The organism is Streptomyces sp. JNUCC 64 (assembly GCF_054484115.1).
Window position 1 is genome coordinate 7,127,294 of sequence record NZ_CM137015.1, and the last position, 18,507, is coordinate 7,145,800.

The window sequence follows — 18,507 nt, forward strand, 5'->3', positions numbered from 1 at the left end:
ACAGCCCCCGCACAGCAACTGAGGTGGGTGCGACGGGGCGCCGCGAACGCCCGTGGCCCCCTCGCGGCTCGATGGGGACACATGACTGAATATGGCCGGGGCCAAGGCTCCGAACCGTGGTATCCGGAGGACCCGTCGTACGGGGACGTCGGATGGGGAGGACAGCAGGGCCACCCCGGCCCTTCCCCGCAGACCGGCCAGCAGCAGTACCCGCAGGACCCCCAGCAGCACTATCCGCAGCAGGGACAGCCCTACCCGCAGGACGGGCAGGGCTACCCCGTGCCCGGACACCACCAGCAGCAGGAGTACGCGCCGCAGGAGTGCGTCCAGCAGCAGTCCGCCGCCACCGGTCACCCCGTTCAGCAGCCCGGCCAGGGCTACGACCAGTGGACCGGTCAGGAGACCCCCCAGCCGGACGGCTACGGAGGTCAGTACCAGGGCGGCTGGGAAGCCGCCCAGCCGGGCCAGATCCCCTACGGAACCGACCCGGCCGGACCCTACGGGGGACAGCCCGAGGCGTACGGCGCCGAGCAGCCCGACTACTACGGGACCCCCGACGCGTACCCGCCGCCCGAGCCCCCCGCCCGGCGGCGGTCCCCCCAGGAGGAGGAGCCCCAGGACTGGGACCCGGACCCGGACGGCCCCGGTGAGGGCCTCCTCGCCGACCCGGACCGGGACGCGCCGCGCGGTCCGGACGCCCCCGACGACTACGACGACCACGACGACGAACCGTCCGGTCGGTCCGGCGGCCGGGGCGGGGACCGCCGGGGCCGCGACCGGGGCGAAGGCAAGCGCAAGCGCCGCAACGGCTGCGCCTGCCTGCTGGTGACCGTGGTCTTCGCGGGCGGTGTCGGCGCGGTCGGCTACTTCGGCTACCAGTTCTACCAGGACCGTTACGGGGCCCCCGCGGACTTCGCGGGCGACGGCGTCGCCGAGACGGTCTCCGTCGACATCCCCAAGGGCTCGCTCGGCTCCGACATCGGCCAGCTCCTGAAGGACGCCGGGGTGGTCAAGAGCGTCGACGCCTTCGTCACCGCCCAGCAGCGCAACCCCAAGGGCAACAGCATCCAGGACGGGGTCTACACCCTCCGCAAACAGATGTCCGGGGCCAGCGCCGTGGAGCTGATGCTCAGCCCCAAGAGCCGCAACAACCTCATCATCGCCGAGGGCCGCCGCAACGTCTGGGTCTACGAGCAGATCGACAAGCGGCTGGAGCTGACCGAGGGCACCACCCAGAAGGCGGCCCGCTCCCAGTGGAAGTCCCTCGGACTGCCGGAGTGGGCGGTCGACGGAGCGGCGGACCGCAAGGACCCGCTGGAGGGCTTCCTCTACCCGTCGAGCTATCCCGTCGCCGAGGGCATGAAGCCCGCCGAGGTGCTCAAGAAGATGGTCGCCCGGGCCAAGAACGAGTACGCGGGCTACGACCTGGCCGCCAAGGCCCGCGAGCTGGGGCTGAAGGACCCGCTCCAGGTCGTCACCGTCGCCAGCCTCGTCCAGGCCGAGGGCATGACGCACGACGACTTCAAGAAGATGGCCGCCGTCGTCTACAACCGGCTGGAACCGGACAACACGGTGACCAACCGGAAGATCGAGTTCGACTCCACCTACAACTACCTGAAGAACCAGAGCAAGCTCGACATCTCCATCGCCGAGATCCGCAACTACGACCACCCGTACAACACGTACTTCAACGAGGGCCTGCCGCCCGGGCCGATCGGCAACCCCGGCGAGGACGCCCTGCGCGCCGCGGTCCAGCCGGACGACGGCGACTGGATGTTCTTCATCTCCCTCGACAGCAAGACGACCAAGTTCACCAAGACACTGGCCGAGCACGAGGAACTGGTGGCGGAATTCAATGAGCGACGCAAGAACGGCGGCTGACCCCGCCCGGCGCCGGGCGGCCGTCCTCGGCTCGCCCATCGCCCACTCGCTCTCCCCGGTCCTGCACCGCGCGGCCTACGCCGAACTGGGGCTGGACGACTGGAGCTACGACCGGCACGAGGTGGACGAGGCCGCGCTGCCCGGCTTCCTGGCCGGGCTCGGCCCCGGATGGGCCGGACTCTCCCTCACCATGCCGCTCAAGCGCGCGGTGATACCCCTGCTGGACGGGATCAGCGACACCGCCGCCTCCGTCGAGGCCGTCAACACCGTGGTGTTCACCGAGGACGGCCGCCGCCTCGGGGACAACACCGACATCCCCGGAATGGTCGCCGCGCTGCGGGAGCGGGGCATCGAGAGCGTGGAGTCCGCCGCCGTCCTCGGCGCCGGGGCCACCGCCTCCTCCGCGCTCGCCGCCCTCGCCCGGATCTGCACCGGCGAGATCACCGCCTACGTCCGGGGCGCCGCCCGCGCCGCCGAGATGCGGGGCTGGGGCGAGCGCCTCGGCGTCGAGGTCCGCACCGCCGACTGGGCCGACGCGGCCGAGGCCCTGCACGCCCCGCTGGTCATCGCCACCACCCCCGCCGGAGCCACCGACGCCCTCGCCGCCGTGCTGCCCGAACGCCCCGCGACCCTCTTCGACGTCCTCTACGAGCCCTGGCCCACCACCCTGGCCGCGCGCTGGTCCGCCTACGGGGGCGCCGTCGTCAGCGGCCTCGACCTCCTGGTGCACCAGGCCGTCCTCCAGGTCGAGCGGATGACCGGACGGACGCCCGCCCCGCTCACCGCCATGCGCCGGGCGGGCGAACGGGCCCTCGCCGCCGGCTGAGCCCCGCCCCGGCCCCGGAACGACCGTCCTCCCGGCACGAACCGGGGGGACGGTCAGCTGTCGGGCCGGGGCGTCCGCTTGCTGGACCTTCGAACGGGTAGGCATCGCGGACGTGCGAGGATCGGGGGTGACGGGCCGAGCCGCGCACCCGGTCCCGCCGTCCACGTCGCGTGCGCGCACTTATCCGTCACAGGAGGAGCACCGTTGAGCAGGTTGCGCTGGCTGACCGCCGGGGAGTCCCACGGACCCGCCCTGGTGGCGACGCTGGAAGGTCTTCCCGCGGGCGTCCCGATCACCACCGAGATGGTGGCCGACCACCTGGCCCGCCGCCGTCTCGGCTACGGGCGCGGCGCCCGGATGAAGTTCGAGCGCGACGAGATCACCTTCATCGGCGGCGTCCGTCACGGCCTCACCCTGGGCTCCCCGGTCGCCATCATGGTCGGCAACAGCGAGTGGCCCAAGTGGGAGCAGGTCATGGCCGCCGACCCGGTCGACCCGGACGAGCTGGCCCAGCTGGCCCGCAACGCCCCGCTCACCCGCCCCCGCCCCGGCCACGCCGACCTCGCCGGGATGCAGAAGTACGGCTTCGACGAGGCCCGCCCGGTCCTGGAGCGCGCCTCCGCCCGGGAGACCGCGGCCCGGGTCGCGCTCGGCGCGGTCGCCCGCTCCTACCTCAAGGAGACCGCGGACGTCGAGATCGTCAGCCACGTCGTGGAACTGGCCTCGGCCAAGGCCCCCTACGGGGTCGTCCCGGTCCCCGGCGACGTCGAGCGGCTCGACGCCGACCCGGTGCGCTGCCTCGACGCCGACGCCTCGAAGGCGATGGTCGCCGAGATCGACCAGGCCCACAAGGACGGCGACACCCTCGGCGGCGTGGTCGAGGTCCTCGCCTACGGCGTGCCGGTCGGCCTCGGCTCGCACGTCCACTGGGACCGCCGTCTCGACGCCCGGCTGGCCGCCGCCCTGATGGGCATCCAGGCGATCAAGGGCGTGGAGGTCGGCGACGGCTTCGAACTGGCCCGGGTGCCCGGCTCCCAGGCCCACGACGAGATCGTCTCCACCTCCGAGGGCCTGCGGCGCTCCTCCGGCCGCTCCGGCGGCACCGAGGGCGGCCTCACCACCGGTGAACTGCTGCGGGTGCGCGCCGCGATGAAGCCCATCGCCACCGTCCCGCGCGCCCTCGCCACCGTCGACGTGGTGACCGGCGAGGCCACCAAGGCCCACCACCAGCGCTCCGACGTCTGCGCGGTCCCGGCCGCCGGCATCGTCGCGGAGGCCATGGTCGCGCTGGTCCTGGCCGACGCGGTGGCGGAGAAGTTCGGCGGCGACAGCGTCCCCGAGACCCGCCGCAACGTCCGCTCCTACCTCGACAACCTGCGCATCCGGTGACGGCGGCGCCCGTGACCCCCGATCCCGCCCCGGCGGGACCGGGCACCGGTCCGCTCGTCGTCCTCGTCGGCCCGATGGGCGTCGGCAAGTCCACGGTGGGCGCGCTGCTCGCCGGGCTGCTCGGCCGCGCCTACCGGGACACCGACGACGACATCGTCGCCGCCGAGGGCCGTCCGGTCTCCGACATCTTCGTGGACGAGGGCGAGCCCTACTTCCGCGCCGTCGAGAAGGCCGCCGTGCGCGAGGCCCTCGCCACCCACGACGGGGTCCTCGCCCTGGGCGGCGGAGCCGTCCTCGACCCCGGCACCCGTGCCCTGCTCGCCCGCCACCCCGTCGTCTTCCTGACGATGGACGTGGACGAGGCCGTCCGGCGCACCGGACTCAACGTCGCCCGCCCGCTGCTCGCCGTCAACCCGCGCCGCCAGTGGCGCGAGCTGATGGAGGCCCGCCTCCCGCTGTACACCGAGGTGGCCCGCGCCGTCGTCACCACCGACGGGCGCGGCCCCGAGGAGGTCGCGCGGGCGGTCCTCGACGCGCTCGGGCTGCCCACCGACCCTCCGCAGGAGAAGACCCCATGACCGCGCAGGAACCCATCCGGATCAAGGTCGCCGGAACGGACGGCACCGCGCCCTACGAGGTGCTCATCGGCCACCAGCTTCTCGGCGAGCTGGGCCCCCTCGTCGGCGAGCGGGCCAAGCGCGTCGCCGTGATCCACCCCGAGGCGCTGGCCGGGACCGGCGAGGCGCTCCGCGAGGACCTCGCCGCCCAGGGCTTCGAGGCGGTCGCCATCCAGGTGCCGAACGCCGAGGAGGCCAAGACCGCCGAGGTCGCCGCCTACTGCTGGAAGGCGCTCGGCCAGTCCGGGTTCACCCGCACCGACGTCATCGTCGGCGTGGGCGGCGGGGCGACCACCGACCTCGCCGGGTTCGTGGCCGCGAGCTGGCTGCGCGGGGTGCGCTGGATCGCGGTGCCCACCACCGTCCTCGGAATGGTCGACGCGGCCGTCGGCGGCAAGACCGGCATCAACACCGCCGAGGGCAAGAACCTCGTCGGTGCCTTCCACCCGCCCGCCGGGGTGCTCTGCGACCTGGCCGCGCTGGAGTCGCTGCCGGTGAACGACTACGTCTCCGGGCTCGCCGAGATCATCAAGGCCGGGTTCATCGCCGACCCGGTGATCCTCGACCTGATCGAGGCCGACCCCCAGGCCGCCCGCACCCCCGCCGGTCCGCACACCGCCGAACTCGTCGAGCGGGCCGTCCGGGTCAAGGCCGAGGTGGTCTCGGGCGATCTGCGCGAGTCGGGCCGCCGCGAGATCCTCAACTACGGCCACACCCTGGCGCACGCCATCGAGAAGAACGAGCGCTACAAGTGGCGGCACGGCGCGGCGGTCTCCGTCGGGATGCACTTCGCCGCCGAGCTGGGACGGCTCGCGGGCCGTCTGGACGACGCCACCGCCGACCGGCACCGCACCGTCCTGGAGTCCGTCGGCCTGCCGCTGAGCTACCGCTACGACCAGTGGCCCAAGCTGCTGGAGACCATGAAGGTCGACAAGAAGTCCCGGGGCGACCTGCTCCGCTTCATCGTCCTCGACGGCCTCGCCCGCCCGACCGTCCTGGAGGGCCCCGACCCCGCGGTGCTGCTCGCCGCCTACGGGGAGGTCGGCCAGTAGCCGACCGCGCCCCGGCCGTCCGTACGGGCGGCCGGGGGCCGGTACGGTGCGGGGGAGCGCCCCCGCCGGTCGGGGGAATCCCACCGCGCCGTACGGGAACTTCCGTCCGGCCGCGGTCAGTTCTCAGGACGAGACGCGGCCCACCGGTCCGGTGCCCCACCGGGGACGGGCCCGACGAGACGGAGTGGTACCGGATGCAGCACGCAGGGGGAGCACCGCCACCCCATGAGGGGTCGGGCCCCGGCTGGCCGCCCCCCGCGCCACCGGTCCCGCCCGCGCCGCCGTCCGCGGACTTCCCGCTCCCGCCCCCGGCGGCCCGGTCCGCCTCCCCGGGCCACCAGGGCGGCCCGGTCCCCCCGATACCCCCCGTGCCGGACGCCACCGGCCACCTCCGGCTGCCTCCGGGCGGCCCCGTCGCGGTGCCGAGCCCACCACCGGCCCCCGTGGCGGACGTCTCCGCCACCACCCTCGCCGTGCTGCTCATCGGCCCCGCGGGCGCGGGCAAGACCAGCGTCGCCCGGTACTGGGCGGAGCACCGCCGCACCCCCACCGCGCACATCAGCCTCGACGACGTCCGGGAATGGGTCCGCTGCGGCTTCGCGGACCCGCAGTCCGGCTGGAACGACCACTCCGAGGCCCAGTACCGCCTGGCCCGCCGCACCTGCGGCTTCGCGGCCCGCAACTTCCTGGCCAACGGCATCTCCTGCGTCCTCGACGACGCGGTCTTCCCCGACCGTCCGGCGGTGGGCCTCGGCGGCTGGAAGCGCCATGTGGGCCCCGGACTGCTGCCCGTGGTGCTGCTGCCCGGTCTGGAGGTGGTCCTCGCCCGCAACGCCCGCCGCCGGGGCAACCGCCGCCTCACCGACGAGGAGGTCGCCCGCATCCACGGCCGGATGGCCGGGTGGTACGGCTCCGGCCTGCCCATCATCGACAACTCCCGGCTGGACGTCCCCGGCACCGCCCGCGCCCTCGACGAGGCCCTGGCCCGCGCGGTCACCACCCCGCCCCGGTGGTGAGGACGGGGAAGCGCCCCGGGGAACGGCTCCCCTCACCCGGTCGGCCCGTCCGGACGAGCTGACCGGGCCCTTCCGCCCCGCCGCTCGTAGGCTCGGGACATGGCAGAGACCTACGCGACCCGCCGGGACCGCCTGAGAGAGCGCACCGAGGCCACCGGCACCGCGGCCGTCCTGGTCTCCCGCCCCGCGAACGTCCGCTATCTGGCGGGCTCCGCGCCGCCCGGGGCCACCCTGCTGCTCCAGGAGGGCGGCGACCTGCTGGTCCACGCGGAGCCCCCGGAGGCCCGCCCCGGCGATCCCGGGCCCGACGAGACGCTGCTGACCCGGGTGCTCCAGGACCCCGGCGAGGACACCGCGGTCGTCGCGGCCGCCCGGGCCGCCGCCCGGGGCGCCGGCTCCCTGGCCGTGGAGGAGCACCATCTGACGGTGGCCCGGCACCGGGCGGTCGGCGCCGCCGTCCCCGGGCTGCGGCTGACCGACCTCGACGGGGTCGTCGAACAGCTCCGGCTGATCAAGGACGAGGACGAGATCGCCTGTCTGCGGATCGCGGCGGAGATCGCGGACCAGGCCCTCAGCGAACTCCTGGAGTCCATCCTGGTGGGCCGCACCGAACGGCACCTCGCCCTGGAGCTCGAACGCCGGCTCGTCGACCACGGGGCCGACGGGCCCGCCTTCGGCACCTCGGTCGGCACCGGGCCGAACGCCGGACTGGTGGGCCACCGGCCCACCGACCGCCGGGTGGAGGAGGGGGACTTCCTCTCGGTCTGCCTGGGCGCGGCCTACCGGGGCTACCGTTGCGAGATCGGCCGGACCTTCGTCATCGGGACCTCGCCCGCCGACTGGCAGATCGAGCTGTACGACGCCGTCTTCGCCGCTCAGCGGGCCGGTCGCGAGGCCCTGACCCCCGGCGCCGCCTACCGGGACGTGGACGCCGCGGCCCGCCGCGTACTGGCGGCCGCGGGCCACCGGGAGGGGCTCCCCGCGCGCATCGGACACGGGGTGGGACTCGAAAAGGACGAGGACCCGCAGCTCGCCCCCTCCGCCATGGGTAAACTGGACGCTTGTGTGCCGGTCACCGTCGAACCGGGGGTTCACCTCCCTGGCCGGGGCGGGGTCCGGATCGATGACACGCTCGTCGTCCGCTCCGCGGCGGACGGCGGACCCGAGCTACTCACCATCACGACCAAGGAGCTCCTGGCGCTCTAGCCTCAGCCCACGCTGAGCCGCCGGAGGCGGGCCCCGCAGGTCGTCCACGTCAGTCCAGGAGATTCCGCAACCGTGGCTTCCACGAACGACCTCAAGAACGGCATGGTGCTCAAGCTCGACGGGGGCCAGCTCTGGTCCGTCGTCGAGTTCCAGCACGTCAAGCCCGGCAAGGGCCCGGCCTTCGTGCGCACCAAGCTCAAGAACGTGCTGTCCGGGAAGGTCGTCGACAAGACCTTCAACGCCGGTGTCAAGGTCGAGACGGCCACCGTCGACAAGCGCGACATGCAGTTCTCCTACATGGACGGCGACTACTTCGTCTTCATGGACATGGAGACCTACGACCAGCTCCACATCGACCGCAAGACCGTCGGCGACGCCGCGAACTTCCTCCTGGAGGGCTTCGAGGCCACCGTGGCGCAGAACGAGGGCAACGTGCTCTTCGTCGAGCTGCCGACCGCCGTCGAGCTGGTCATCGCGGAGACCGAGCCGGGCGTCCAGGGTGACCGCTCCACCGGCGGCACCAAGCCCGCCAAGCTGGAGACCGGCTACGAGATCCAGGTCCCGCTCTTCATCACCACCGGTGAGAAGATCAAGGTCGACACCCGTTCCGGCGACTACCTCGGCCGGGTGAACAGCTAACCGTGGCTGCCCGGAACACGGCCCGCAAGCGCGCCTTCCAGATCCTGTTCGAGGGTGACCAGCGCGGCGTCGACGTCGTGACCGTCCTCGCCGACTGGGTGCGCCACGCGCGCTCCGACACCCGGCAGCCGCCGGTCAGCGAGTACACGATGGAGCTGGTCGAGGGCTACGCGCGGCACGCGGAGCGCATCGACGAGCTGCTCGCCCAGTACTCCGTGGGGTGGACGCTGGACCGGATGCCCGTCGTGGACCGGAACATCCTGCGGCTCGGCGCCTACGAGCTGATCTGGGTCGACGGGACGCCCGACGCAGTGGTGCTCGACGAGGCCGTCGAACTGGCCAAGGAGTTCTCCACCGACGATTCGCCGTCCTTCGTCAACGGACTGCTGGGACGGCTCAAGGAGCTGAAGCCCGGTCTGCGGAGGGCCTGACCGACAGGACCGTCCGGACCCCCGTCGCGCACGCGGCGGGGGTTTCCCGTTCCCCGGGGGTGGGACCAGAGGGCCGTCAGAGGCCCGGGAAGGCCCTTCCCGGGCCTCTGACGGCCCTCTCGCGCCTCCCGGACGGAAACCCCGGGTGACGGCGCCCCGGGGCGCCGTCAGGGCCGTCCGTCGCGTGTACCTCCGAACGGGTGGGGCGAGGGCGTCCGGCTGGGGCTCCCGGGCCGGACGGGTCGTACGGGCCGGACGGGTCGTACGGGCCGGAAGGGCTGGGACGGGGCCGGACGGGCTGGAAGGGCCCGGGGAGGACCCGGCCCTTGGGCTCCGGCGGACCCCAGGACGACGACCGCCCGGGGCGGCACGGCCCCGGAAGGGACCGCGCCGCCCCGGGCGGCACGTTTCTGCTGGTGGGGAGGTCAGCCCTCCTCGTGGGCCACCGCGCGACGGGCGTCCGCGTCCAGCACGCCCCAGCTGATCAGCTGCTCGGTGAGCACCGAGGGGGACTGGTCGTAGATCACGGCGAGGGTGCGCAGGTCGTCCTGGCGGATCGACAGCACCTTGCCGTTGTAGTCCCCGCGCTGGGACTGGATCGTGGCGGCGTACCGCTGGAGCGGGCCCGCCTTCTCGGCCGGGACGTGGGCGAGGCGCTCCAGGTCCAGGACGAGCTTCGGCGGCGGCTCGGCGGCCCCGCCGGGCGTGGTGCCGGGCAGCAGTTCCTGCACCGGAACCCCGTAGAAATCCGCCAACTCGGCGAGGCGCTGGACGGTCACGGCGCGGTCGCCGCGCTCATAGGAACCGACCACCACTGCCTTCCAGCGGCCCTGGGACTTCTCCTCGACGCCGTGGAGTGACAGGCCCTGCTGGGTGCGGATGGCCCGGAGCTTGGCCCCGAGCTGCTTGGCGTATTCGCTGGACATAAAGCTCCCCGGACGAAGGCTGGTGACTCACTGTGAGGTTACGCAGCGTGACTTGCGTGCGTCAAGCCGAATGGTCAGCACTGACTCTTCCCTGCCTTGCCCTGGGGCGCACGGTGAGGGGGTGAACTGGGGGAATGAACGGCCTGCTACCGTGGATGGCGCAAATCCGACGTCCTTTAAGGTCCGTCCCGTGAGGCGGAGAAGGAGGTCCGTTTCGTATGGACACCCCCAGCAGTACCCCCAGCACTCCCGGCACCGGGGAACCCGGCGGCGCCGCCCGGCCCGTCCTGGAGGCCCCCGACATCGCCCGGATGCTCACCCGCATCGCCCACGAGATCGTCGAACGCGCCAAGGGCGCCGACGACGTGGTGCTCCTCGGCATCCCCACCCGGGGGGTCTTCCTCGCCCGGCGGCTCGCCGCCAAGCTCGCGGAGATCACCGGGCGTGAGGTCCCGGTCGGCTCCCTCGACATCACCATGTACCGCGACGACCTGCGGATGCACCCGCCGAGGGCGCTGGCCCGCACCGAGATCCCCGGCGAGGGGATCGACGGACGGCTGGTCGTCCTCGTCGACGACGTGCTCTTCTCCGGCCGCACCATCCGCGCCGCCCTCGACGCCCTGAACGACATCGGCCGCCCGCGCGCGGTGCAGCTCGCGGTCCTGGTGGACCGGGGCCACCGCGAGCTGCCGATCCGCGCGGACTACGTCGGCAAGAACCTGCCGACCTCGCTGCGGGAGACCGTCCGGGTGCGGCTCGCGGAGGAGGACGGACGGGACACCGTCCTGCTCGGGGTGAAGCCCGGCGCCCCCGCCGGATGAACCCGCTCCCCGTACCGCCACGGGAGTGAGCCCCGGACCGCCGGCCCCCGGTGGACCCGCCCGGCGCCGCCCCGCGCCCCGGCACGCCCCCGGACCACCTCCGCCCGCCCCGGAACCGCCCCCGCACGGCCCGCCACGGCCCCACCGGGCCCCGGTACGCCCCGGCGGGCCCCGGAACCCCGCCCCGCCTCCCCGAACCCGCTGAACCGCCCACGGAGCACCAGATGCAGCGCCACCTCATCTCGGCCGCCGATCTCACCCGTGACGACGCCGTCCTGATCCTCGACACCGCCGAGGAGATGGCCCGGGTCGCCGACCGGCCGATCAAGAAACTGCCGACCCTGCGCGGCCGTACCGTCGTCAACCTGTTCTTCGAGGACTCGACCCGCACCCGGATCTCCTTCGAGGCCGCCGAGAAGCGGCTCTCCGCCGACGTCATCAACTTCACCGCCAAGGGCTCCTCGGTCTCCAAGGGCGAGTCCCTGAAGGACACCGCGCAGACCCTGGAGGCCATGGGCGTCGACGCCGTCGTCATCCGGCACGGCGCCTCCGGCGCGCCCTACCGGCTCGCCACCTCCGGCTGGATCGACGCCCACGTCATCAACGCGGGCGACGGCACCCACCAGCACCCCACCCAGGCCCTCCTGGACGCCTTCACCATGCGCCGCCGCCTCGTCGGCCGGGACGCCGGACTCGGCGAGGACCTCAAGGGCAAGCGCGTCACCATCGTCGGGGACGTGCTGCACAGCCGGGTCGCCCGCTCCAACGTGGACCTGCTGCACACCCTCGGAGCCGAGGTCACCGTGGTCGCCCCGCCGACCCTGGTCCCGGTCGGGGTCACCGCCTGGCCCTGCGAGGTCTCCTACGACCTCGACCGGGTGCTGCCCACCTCCGACGCGGTCATGATGCTGCGCGTCCAGCGCGAGCGGATGAACGCCGCCTACTTCCCGACCGAGCGCGAGTACGCCCGCTGGTACGGCCTCGACGGCGACCGGATGGCGCGCATGCCCGAACACGCCGTGGTGATGCACCCCGGCCCGATGGTGCGCGGGATGGAGATCACCGCCGAGGTCGCCGACTCCGGCCGCTGCACCGCCGTCGAACAGGTCGCCAACGGGGTCTCCATCCGGATGGCCGTGCTCTACCTGCTGCTCGGCGGCAACGAACCCGCCGTCACCCACACCCGTACCGAGGAGAAGTAACCGACATGAGCAAGATCCTGATCCGCGGTGCCCGGGTGCTCGGCGGGGAGCCGCAGGACGTCCTGATCGACGGCGAGACCGTCGCCGCCGTCGGCACCGGCCTCACCGCCGGTGACGCCACCGTGGTGGAGGCCGCCGGACGCGTCCTGCTGCCCGGTCTGGTCGACCTCCACACCCATCTGCGCGAGCCCGGCCGCGAGGACTCCGAGACCGTCCTCACCGGCACCCGGGCCGCCGCCACCGGCGGCTTCACCGCCGTCCACGCCATGGCCAACACCTTCCCCGTCGCGGACACCGCCGGAGTGGTCGAGCAGGTCTACCGGCTCGGCCGCGAACACGGCTACTGCGACGTCCAGCCGGTCGGCGCCGTCACCGTGGGCCTCGCCGGGAAGCAGCTCGCCGAGCTGGGCGCCATGCACGACTCCGCCGCCGGGGTCATGGTCTTCTCCGACGACGGCAAGTGCGTGGACGACGCCGTGATCATGCGGCGCGCCCTGGAGTACGTGAAGGCGTTCGGCGGGGTCGTCGCCCAGCACGCGCAGGAGCCCCGGCTCACCGAGGGCGCCCAGATGAACGAGGGCGTCGTCTCCGCCGAGCTGGGCCTCGGCGGCTGGCCCGCCGTCGCCGAGGAGTCGATCATCGCCCGGGACGTGCTGCTCGCCGCGCACGTCGGCTCCCGGGTCCACATCTGCCATCTGTCGACCGCCGGGTCGGTGGAGATCGTCCGCTGGGCGAAGTCCAAGGGCTGGGACGTCACCGCCGAGGTCACCCCGCACCACCTCCTCCTCACCGACGAGCTGGTCCGCAGCTACGACCCGGTCTACAAGGTCAACCCGCCGCTGCGCACCGAGGCCGACGTGATGGCGCTGCGCGAGGCCCTCGCGGACGGCACCATCGACTGCGTGGCCACCGACCACGCGCCCCACCCGCACGAGGACAAGGACTGCGAGTGGGCCGCCGCCGCCATGGGCATGGTGGGCCTGGAGACCGCGCTGTCGGTCGTCCAGCACACCATGGTCGACTCCGGGCTGCTCGACTGGGCCCAGGTCGCCGACCGGATGTCGGTGCGGCCCGCCCAGATCGGCCGTCTCGCGGGCCATGGACGCCCCGTCTCGGCAGGTGAGCCCGCGAACCTCACCCTCGTCGATCCCGCTTACCGTGGAACCGTGGACCCCGCGGGCTTCGCCTCCCGCAGCCGCAACACCCCCTACCGGGGGCTCGAGCTGCCGGGGCGCGTCACCCACACCTGGCTGCGGGGCCGTGCCACGGTCGTCGACGGGAAGCTCGTGTGATGCCTCACCCCCTGCGCAGTGCCGAAGTCCTCTCCGTGCTCGCCACCGAGCGGAAGTCGGCGGAAGTCACCGACTGGGCCGCCCGGATCGGCTGGCTCGTCGGACTCGTCCTCTTCGTCGCCCTCGTGTACTGGTTGATGCGCGAGGGCTGGAAGTGGCGCGGCACCCTCCAGAACGACCTCCCGCCGCTGCACGCCGCGCCCGCCGACCCCGGCACCCCCCGGCTCACCCTGCACGGCCGCTACCACGGCTCCACCACCGCCGGACAGTGGCTCGACCGGATCGTCGCGCACGGCCTCGGCGCCCGCTCCCGGGCCGAGCTGACCCTCACCGACGCGGGCCTGACCGTGGTCCGTCCCGGCGCGGACGACTTCTTCGTCCCCGCCGACCGGCTGCGCGGCGCCCGGCTCGACAAGGGCATCGCCGGGAAGGTCCTTGCCGAGGGCGGCCTGCTGGTCGTCACCTGGGCGCACGGCGAACGGCTGATCGACTCCGGCTTCCGCTCCGACCGGGCCGCCGAGCACACCGCCTGGGTCGAGGCGCTGGGCGCCCCCGAGGACCCCGACCGCCCCACCGAGGGCACCCCCCTGCACACCACCACCACGGAAGGCGCGGACCGATGAGCGCGCAGACAGCGCAGCCGACCCCCACCAGGGGAACCAGGGTTCCCGCCGTACTCGTCCTGGAGGACGGTCGCGTCTTCCGGGGCCGTGCGTACGGAGCCGTCGGCCAGACCTTCGGCGAGGCGGTGTTCTCCACCGGCATGACCGGCTACCAGGAGACCCTCACCGACCCCTCCTACCACCGCCAGGTCGTCGTGATGACGGCCCCGCACATCGGCAACACCGGCGTCAACGACGAGGACCCCGAGTCCCGCCGGATCTGGGTCTCCGGCTATGTCGTCCGCGACCCCGCCCGGACCCCCTCCAACTGGCGCTCCCGTCGCTCCCTGGACGAGGAACTGGCCGCCCAGGGCGTCGTCGGGATCTCCGGCGTCGACACCCGCGCCCTCACCCGCCATCTGCGCGAGCGCGGCGCCATGCGGGTCGGGATCTTCTCCGGCAACGCCCTGCCCGACGAGGGCACCATGCTCGCCGAGGTGCGGCAGGCCCCCGAGATGTCGGGCGCCGACCTCTCCGCCGAGGTCGCCACCCCCGAGGCGTACGTCGTCCCCGCGATCGGCGAGAAGCGCTTCACCGTCGCCGCGATCGACCTCGGCATCAAGGGCATGACCCCGCACCGGATGGCCGAGCGCGGCATCGAGGTGCACGTGCTGCCCGCCACCGCCACCGTCGAGGACGTCTACGCGGTCGCCCCCGACGGGGTGTTCTTCTCCAACGGCCCCGGCGACCCCGCCACCGCCGACCACCCGGTCTCCGTGATGCGCGCCGTCCTGGACCGGGGCACCCCGCTGTTCGGCATCTGCTTCGGCAACCAGATCCTGGGCCGGGCCCTCGGCTTCGGCACCTACAAGCTGAAGTACGGCCACCGCGGGATCAACCAGCCCGTGCAGGACCGCACCACCGGCAAGGTCGAGGTCACCGCGCACAACCACGGCTTCGCCGTCGACGCGCCCCTCGACCGGGTCAGCGACACCCCCTACGGCCGCGCCGAGGTCTCGCACGTCTGTCTGAACGACCAGGTCGTCGAGGGGCTGCGGCTCCTCGACAAGCCCGCGTTCAGTGTCCAGTACCACCCCGAAGCCGCCGCGGGTCCGCACGACGCCGCGTACCTCTTCGACCGCTTCGTCACCCTGATGGAGGGCCAGCGTGCCTAAGCGCACCGATATCCAGTCCGTCCTGGTCATCGGCTCCGGCCCGATCGTCATCGGTCAGGCCGCCGAGTTCGACTACTCCGGCACCCAGGCGTGCCGGGTCCTCAAGGCCGAGGGCCTGCGGGTCGTCCTGGTGAACTCCAACCCGGCGACGATCATGACCGACCCGGAGATCGCCGACGCCACCTACGTCGAGCCGATCACCCCGGAGTTCGTCGAGAAGATCATCGCCAAGGAGCGCCCCGATGCGCTGCTGCCCACCCTGGGCGGCCAGACGGCCCTCAACACCGCCATCTCGCTGCACGAGGCCGGCACCCTCGACAAGTACGGCGTGGAGCTCATCGGCGCCAACGTCGAGGCCATCAACAAGGGCGAGGACCGCGAACTCTTCAAGGAGGTCGTGGAGGCCGTCCGCGCCAAGATCGGGCACGGCGAGTCCGCCCGCTCGGTCATCTGCCACTCCATGGACGACGTCCTCGCGGGCGTCGACACCCTGGGCGGCTACCCGGTCGTCGTCCGGCCCTCCTTCACCATGGGCGGCGCGGGTTCCGGCTTCGCCCACGACGAGGAGGAGCTGCGCCGCATCGCCGGACAGGGCCTCACCCTCTCGCCGACCACCGAGGTGCTCCTGGAGGAGTCCATCCTCGGCTGGAAGGAGTACGAGCTGGAGCTGATGCGCGACAAGCACGACAACGTCGTCGTCGTGTGCTCCATCGAGAACTTCGACCCCATGGGCGTCCACACCGGCGACTCGATCACCGTCGCCCCCTCGATGACCCTCACCGACCGCGAGTACCAGGTCCTGCGGGACATCGGCATCGCGGTGATCCGCGAGGTCGGCGTGGACACCGGCGGCTGCAACATCCAGTTCGCGGTCAACCCCGAGGACGGCCGGGTCATCGTCATCGAGATGAACCCCCGGGTCTCCCGCTCCTCCGCGCTGGCCTCCAAGGCGACCGGCTTCCCGATCGCCAAGATCGCCGCCAAGCTCGCCGTCGGCTACACGCTCGACGAGATCCCCAACGACATCACCGAGCAGACCCCCGCGTCCTTCGAGCCCACGCTCGACTACGTGGTCGTCAAGGCGCCCCGGTTCGCCTTCGAGAAGTTCCCCTCCGCCGACTCCACCCTCACCACCACCATGAAGTCGGTGGGCGAGGCCATGGCGATCGGCCGCAACTTCACCGAGGCCCTCCAGAAGGCGCTGCGCTCGCTGGAGCGCAAGGGCAGCCAGTTCACCTTCGTGGGCGACCCGGGCGACAAGGCCGAGCTGCTGCGCGAGGCCGTCCGGCCCACCGACGGCCGCATCAACGCCGTCATGCAGGCCATCCGCGCCGGGGCCACCCCCGAGGAGGTCTTCGAGGCCACCCGGATCGACCCCTGGTTCGTCGACCAGCTCTTCCTGATCAAGGAGATCGCCGACGAGCTGGCCGCCGCCGACCGCCTGGACCCGGAGCTGCTCGCCGAGGCCAAGCGGCACGGCTTCTCCGACGTCCAGATCGCCGAGATCCGCGGACTGCGCGAGGACGTCGTCCGCGAGGTCCGGCACGCCCTCGGGGTGCGCCCGGTCTACAAGACCGTGGACACCTGCGCCGCCGAGTTCGCGGCCCGCACCCCGTACTTCTACTCGTCCTACGACGAGGAGAGCGAGGTCGCCCCGCGCGACAAGCCCGCGGTGATCATCCTCGGCTCGGGCCCCAACCGCATCGGCCAGGGCATCGAGTTCGACTACTCCTGCGTGCACGCCTCCTTCGCGCTCAGCGACGCCGGGTACGAGACCGTGATGGTCAACTGCAACCCGGAGACCGTCTCCACCGACTACGACACCTCCGACCGGCTCTACTTCGAGCCGCTCACCCTGGAGGACGTCCTGGAGATCGTCCACGCGGAGTCCCTGGCCGGACCGATCGCGGGCGTCGTCGTCCAGCTCGGCGGCCAGACCCCGCTGGGCCTCGCCCAGGCGCTCAAGGACAACGGGGTCCCGATCGTCGGCACGCCCCCGGAGGCCATCCACGCCGCCGAGGACCGCGGCGCCTTCGGCCGGGTGCTCGCCGAGGCGGGCCTGCCCGCCCCCAAGCACGGCACCGCCACCACCTTCGCGGAGGCCAAGGCCATCGCGGACGAGATCGGCTACCCGGTCCTGGTGCGGCCGTCCTACGTGCTCGGCGGCCGGGGCATGGAGATCGTCTACGAGGAGACCCGGCTCTCCTCGTACATCGCCGAGTCCACCGAGATCAGCCCCTCCCGCCCGGTCCTCGTGGACCGCTTCCTCGACGACGCCATCGAGATCGACGTGGACGCGCTCTACGACGGCGAGGAGCTGTACCTCGGCGGAGTGATGGAGCACATCGAGGAGGCCGGGATCCACTCCGGCGACTCGGCGTGCGCGCTGCCCCCGATCACCCTCGGCGGCTACGACGTCAAGCGGCTGCGCGCCTCCACCGAGGCCATCGCCAAGGGCGTCGGCGTCCGCGGCCTCATCAACATCCAGTTCGCGATGGCCGGGGACATCCTCTACGTCCTGGAGGCCAACCCGCGCGCCTCCCGGACCGTGCCCTTCACCTCCAAGGCCACCGCCGTCCCGCTCGCCAAGGCGGCCGCCCGGATCTCGCTCGGCGCCACCGTCGCCGAACTGCGGGCCGAAGGGCTGCTCCCGGCCCGGGGTGACGGCGGCACCCTGCCGCTGGACGCGCCGATCTCCGTCAAGGAGGCCGTCATGCCGTGGTCGCGGTTCCGCGACATCCACGGTCGCGGCGTGGACACCGTCCTCGGCCCGGAGATGCGCTCCACCGGCGAGGTCATGGGCATCGACTCCGTCTTCGGCACGGCCTACGCCAAGTCGCAGGCCGGGGCGTACGGGCCGCTGCCCACCAAGGGCCGCGCCTTCATCTCCGTCGCCAACCGCGACAAGCGCTCGATGATCTTCCCGGCGCGGGAGCTGGTCGCCCACGGCTTCGAACTGCTCGCCACCTCCGGCACCGCCGAGGTCCTCAAGCGCAACGGCATCAACGCCACCGTGGTGCGCAAGCAGTCCGAGGGCGAGGGCCCGAACGGCGAGCGGACCATCGTCCAGCTGATCCACGACGGTGAGGTCGACCTGATCGTCAACACCCCCTACGGCACCGGCGGCCGCCTCGACGGCTACGACATCCGCACGGCCGCCGTCGCCCGGGCGGTGCCCTGCCTGACCACGGTCCAGGCGCTCGCCGCCGCCGTCCAGGGCATCGACGCGCTGCACCACGGCGACGTCGGGGTGCGCTCCCTCCAGGAGCACGCGCGCCAGCTCACCGCCGGACGGGACTGACCCACCGGGCCGGGGCGCCGCCCCGCCCCGGCCCGCACCACCCACGGGGGCACCGGAAACGGTGCCCCCGACCCGCGCCCGGCCGACCCGCCCGCGCCTCCCGTCTCTTGCCTTCCGCCTCCCGGACCGAG

The 18,507-nt window shown here is 72.9% G+C and carries 16 protein-coding genes; 15 read left to right on the plus strand and 1 reads right to left on the minus strand.

Translation table 11 applies throughout. The features are described 5' to 3' along the window. Nucleotides 1-81 precede the first annotated feature (81 nt). The 9 genes from mltG to nusB all read left to right on the plus strand — a co-directional run bounded on the left by mltG (nt 82) and on the right by nusB (nt 9,057). Nucleotides 82-1,881: an endolytic transglycosylase MltG gene (mltG, locus tag ACVWNX_RS29365; RefSeq protein WP_454411207.1), complete on the plus strand. Its 1,800-nt coding sequence runs from the start codon at nt 82-84 to the stop codon at nt 1,879-1,881. Then, entirely contained in the window at nt 1,856-2,707 is an 852-nt protein-coding gene (locus ACVWNX_RS29370) for a shikimate dehydrogenase (RefSeq protein WP_454411208.1), read from the plus strand. The genes mltG and ACVWNX_RS29370 overlap by 26 nt, the downstream gene beginning before the upstream one ends. 204 nt (nt 2,708-2,911) lie before the next feature. Continuing rightward, nucleotides 2,912-4,096 carry a chorismate synthase gene (aroC, locus tag ACVWNX_RS29375; RefSeq protein WP_454411209.1) on the plus strand — a complete coding sequence of 395 codons (1,185 nt, stop codon included), beginning with the start codon at nt 2,912-2,914 and terminating at the stop codon, nt 4,094-4,096. Between the two features lie 74 nt (nt 4,097-4,170). Then, nucleotides 4,171-4,674, plus strand: a complete 504-nt coding sequence (locus ACVWNX_RS29380; protein ID WP_454414987.1) for a shikimate kinase — start codon at nt 4,171-4,173, stop codon at nt 4,672-4,674. Beyond that, nucleotides 4,671-5,765 (plus strand): 3-dehydroquinate synthase, encoded by a 1,095-nt coding sequence (gene aroB, locus ACVWNX_RS29385; protein WP_454411210.1) that lies wholly within the window; start codon nt 4,671-4,673, stop codon nt 5,763-5,765. Before ACVWNX_RS29380 ends, aroB begins: the two co-directional genes overlap by 4 nt. Before the next feature lie 194 nt (nt 5,766-5,959). Further along, nucleotides 5,960-6,781, plus strand: a complete 822-nt coding sequence (locus ACVWNX_RS29390) for an AAA family ATPase (RefSeq protein WP_454411211.1) — start codon at nt 5,960-5,962, stop codon at nt 6,779-6,781. A gap of 99 nt (nt 6,782-6,880) precedes the next feature. Continuing rightward, the gene (locus tag ACVWNX_RS29395) at nt 6,881-7,987 is read left to right on the plus strand and encodes an aminopeptidase P family protein (RefSeq protein ID WP_454411212.1); all 1,107 of its coding nucleotides are present in this window, start codon (nt 6,881-6,883) and stop codon (nt 7,985-7,987) included. A gap of 72 nt (nt 7,988-8,059) precedes the next feature. Then, nucleotides 8,060-8,626 (plus strand): elongation factor P, encoded by a 567-nt coding sequence (efp, locus tag ACVWNX_RS29400; RefSeq protein WP_454411213.1) that lies wholly within the window; start codon nt 8,060-8,062, stop codon nt 8,624-8,626. Nucleotides 8,627-8,628: 2 nt separating this feature from the next. Then, complete coding sequence (nusB, locus tag ACVWNX_RS29405; RefSeq protein WP_454411214.1) at nt 8,629-9,057, plus strand: transcription antitermination factor NusB; 429 nt, start codon at nt 8,629-8,631, stop codon at nt 9,055-9,057. A 425-nt stretch (nt 9,058-9,482) separates the two neighbouring features. On the opposite strand, the gene bldD is transcribed toward nusB, so the two are convergent. Further along, entirely contained in the window at nt 9,483-9,983 is a 501-nt protein-coding gene (bldD, locus tag ACVWNX_RS29410) for a transcriptional regulator BldD (RefSeq protein WP_017945577.1), read from the minus strand. Between the two features lie 218 nt (nt 9,984-10,201). Between bldD and pyrR the strand changes: the two genes are divergently transcribed. The 6 genes from pyrR to carB all read left to right on the plus strand — a co-directional run bounded on the left by pyrR (nt 10,202) and on the right by carB (nt 18,376). After that, nucleotides 10,202-10,804: a bifunctional pyr operon transcriptional regulator/uracil phosphoribosyltransferase PyrR gene (gene pyrR / locus ACVWNX_RS29415; protein ID WP_454411215.1), complete on the plus strand. Its 603-nt coding sequence runs from the start codon at nt 10,202-10,204 to the stop codon at nt 10,802-10,804. Nucleotides 10,805-11,028: 224 nt separating this feature from the next. Further along, the gene (locus ACVWNX_RS29420; RefSeq protein ID WP_454411216.1) at nt 11,029-12,006 is read left to right on the plus strand and encodes an aspartate carbamoyltransferase catalytic subunit; all 978 of its coding nucleotides are present in this window, start codon (nt 11,029-11,031) and stop codon (nt 12,004-12,006) included. A gap of 5 nt (nt 12,007-12,011) precedes the next feature. After that, on the plus strand, nt 12,012-13,298 hold the full coding sequence (locus ACVWNX_RS29425; RefSeq protein WP_454411217.1) for a dihydroorotase: 1,287 nt from the start codon (nt 12,012-12,014) through the stop codon (nt 13,296-13,298). After that, the gene (locus ACVWNX_RS29430) at nt 13,298-13,921 is read left to right on the plus strand and encodes a PH-like domain-containing protein (RefSeq protein ID WP_454411218.1); all 624 of its coding nucleotides are present in this window, start codon (nt 13,298-13,300) and stop codon (nt 13,919-13,921) included. Before ACVWNX_RS29425 ends, ACVWNX_RS29430 begins: the two co-directional genes overlap by 1 nt. After that, entirely contained in the window at nt 13,918-15,075 is a 1,158-nt protein-coding gene (gene carA, locus ACVWNX_RS29435) for a glutamine-hydrolyzing carbamoyl-phosphate synthase small subunit (protein ID WP_454411219.1), read from the plus strand. The genes ACVWNX_RS29430 and carA overlap by 4 nt, the downstream gene beginning before the upstream one ends. After that, nucleotides 15,068-18,376 carry a carbamoyl-phosphate synthase large subunit gene (carB, locus tag ACVWNX_RS29440; protein WP_454411220.1) on the plus strand — a complete coding sequence of 1,103 codons (3,309 nt, stop codon included), beginning with the start codon at nt 15,068-15,070 and terminating at the stop codon, nt 18,374-18,376. The genes carA and carB overlap by 8 nt, the downstream gene beginning before the upstream one ends. Nucleotides 18,377-18,507: the final 131 nt, after the last annotated feature.

What these genes read in the sequence shown, in the direction of transcription:
- pyrR (WP_454411215.1), top strand. Translation starts at nt 10,202, where the DNA reads ATGGACACCCCCAGCAGTACCCCCAGCACTCCCGGCACCGGGGAACCC.
- ACVWNX_RS29380 (WP_454414987.1), top strand. Translation starts at nt 4,171, where the DNA reads ATGGGCGTCGGCAAGTCCACGGTGGGCGCGCTGCTCGCCGGGCTGCTC.
- carA (WP_454411219.1), top strand. Translation starts at nt 13,918, where the DNA reads ATGAGCGCGCAGACAGCGCAGCCGACCCCCACCAGGGGAACCAGGGTT.
- ACVWNX_RS29370 (WP_454411208.1), top strand. Translation starts at nt 1,856, where the DNA reads ATGAGCGACGCAAGAACGGCGGCTGACCCCGCCCGGCGCCGGGCGGCC.
- mltG (WP_454411207.1), top strand. Translation starts at nt 82, where the DNA reads ATGACTGAATATGGCCGGGGCCAAGGCTCCGAACCGTGGTATCCGGAG.
- ACVWNX_RS29425 (WP_454411217.1), top strand. Translation starts at nt 12,012, where the DNA reads ATGAGCAAGATCCTGATCCGCGGTGCCCGGGTGCTCGGCGGGGAGCCG.
- ACVWNX_RS29395 (WP_454411212.1), top strand. Translation starts at nt 6,881, where the DNA reads ATGGCAGAGACCTACGCGACCCGCCGGGACCGCCTGAGAGAGCGCACC.
- ACVWNX_RS29420 (WP_454411216.1), top strand. Translation starts at nt 11,029, where the DNA reads ATGCAGCGCCACCTCATCTCGGCCGCCGATCTCACCCGTGACGACGCC.
- ACVWNX_RS29390 (WP_454411211.1), top strand. Translation starts at nt 5,960, where the DNA reads ATGCAGCACGCAGGGGGAGCACCGCCACCCCATGAGGGGTCGGGCCCC.
- aroB (WP_454411210.1), top strand. Translation starts at nt 4,671, where the DNA reads ATGACCGCGCAGGAACCCATCCGGATCAAGGTCGCCGGAACGGACGGC.
- ACVWNX_RS29430 (WP_454411218.1), top strand. Translation starts at nt 13,298, where the DNA reads ATGCCTCACCCCCTGCGCAGTGCCGAAGTCCTCTCCGTGCTCGCCACC.
- bldD (WP_017945577.1), bottom strand. Translation starts at nt 9,983, where the DNA reads ATGTCCAGCGAATACGCCAAGCAGCTCGGGGCCAAGCTCCGGGCCATC.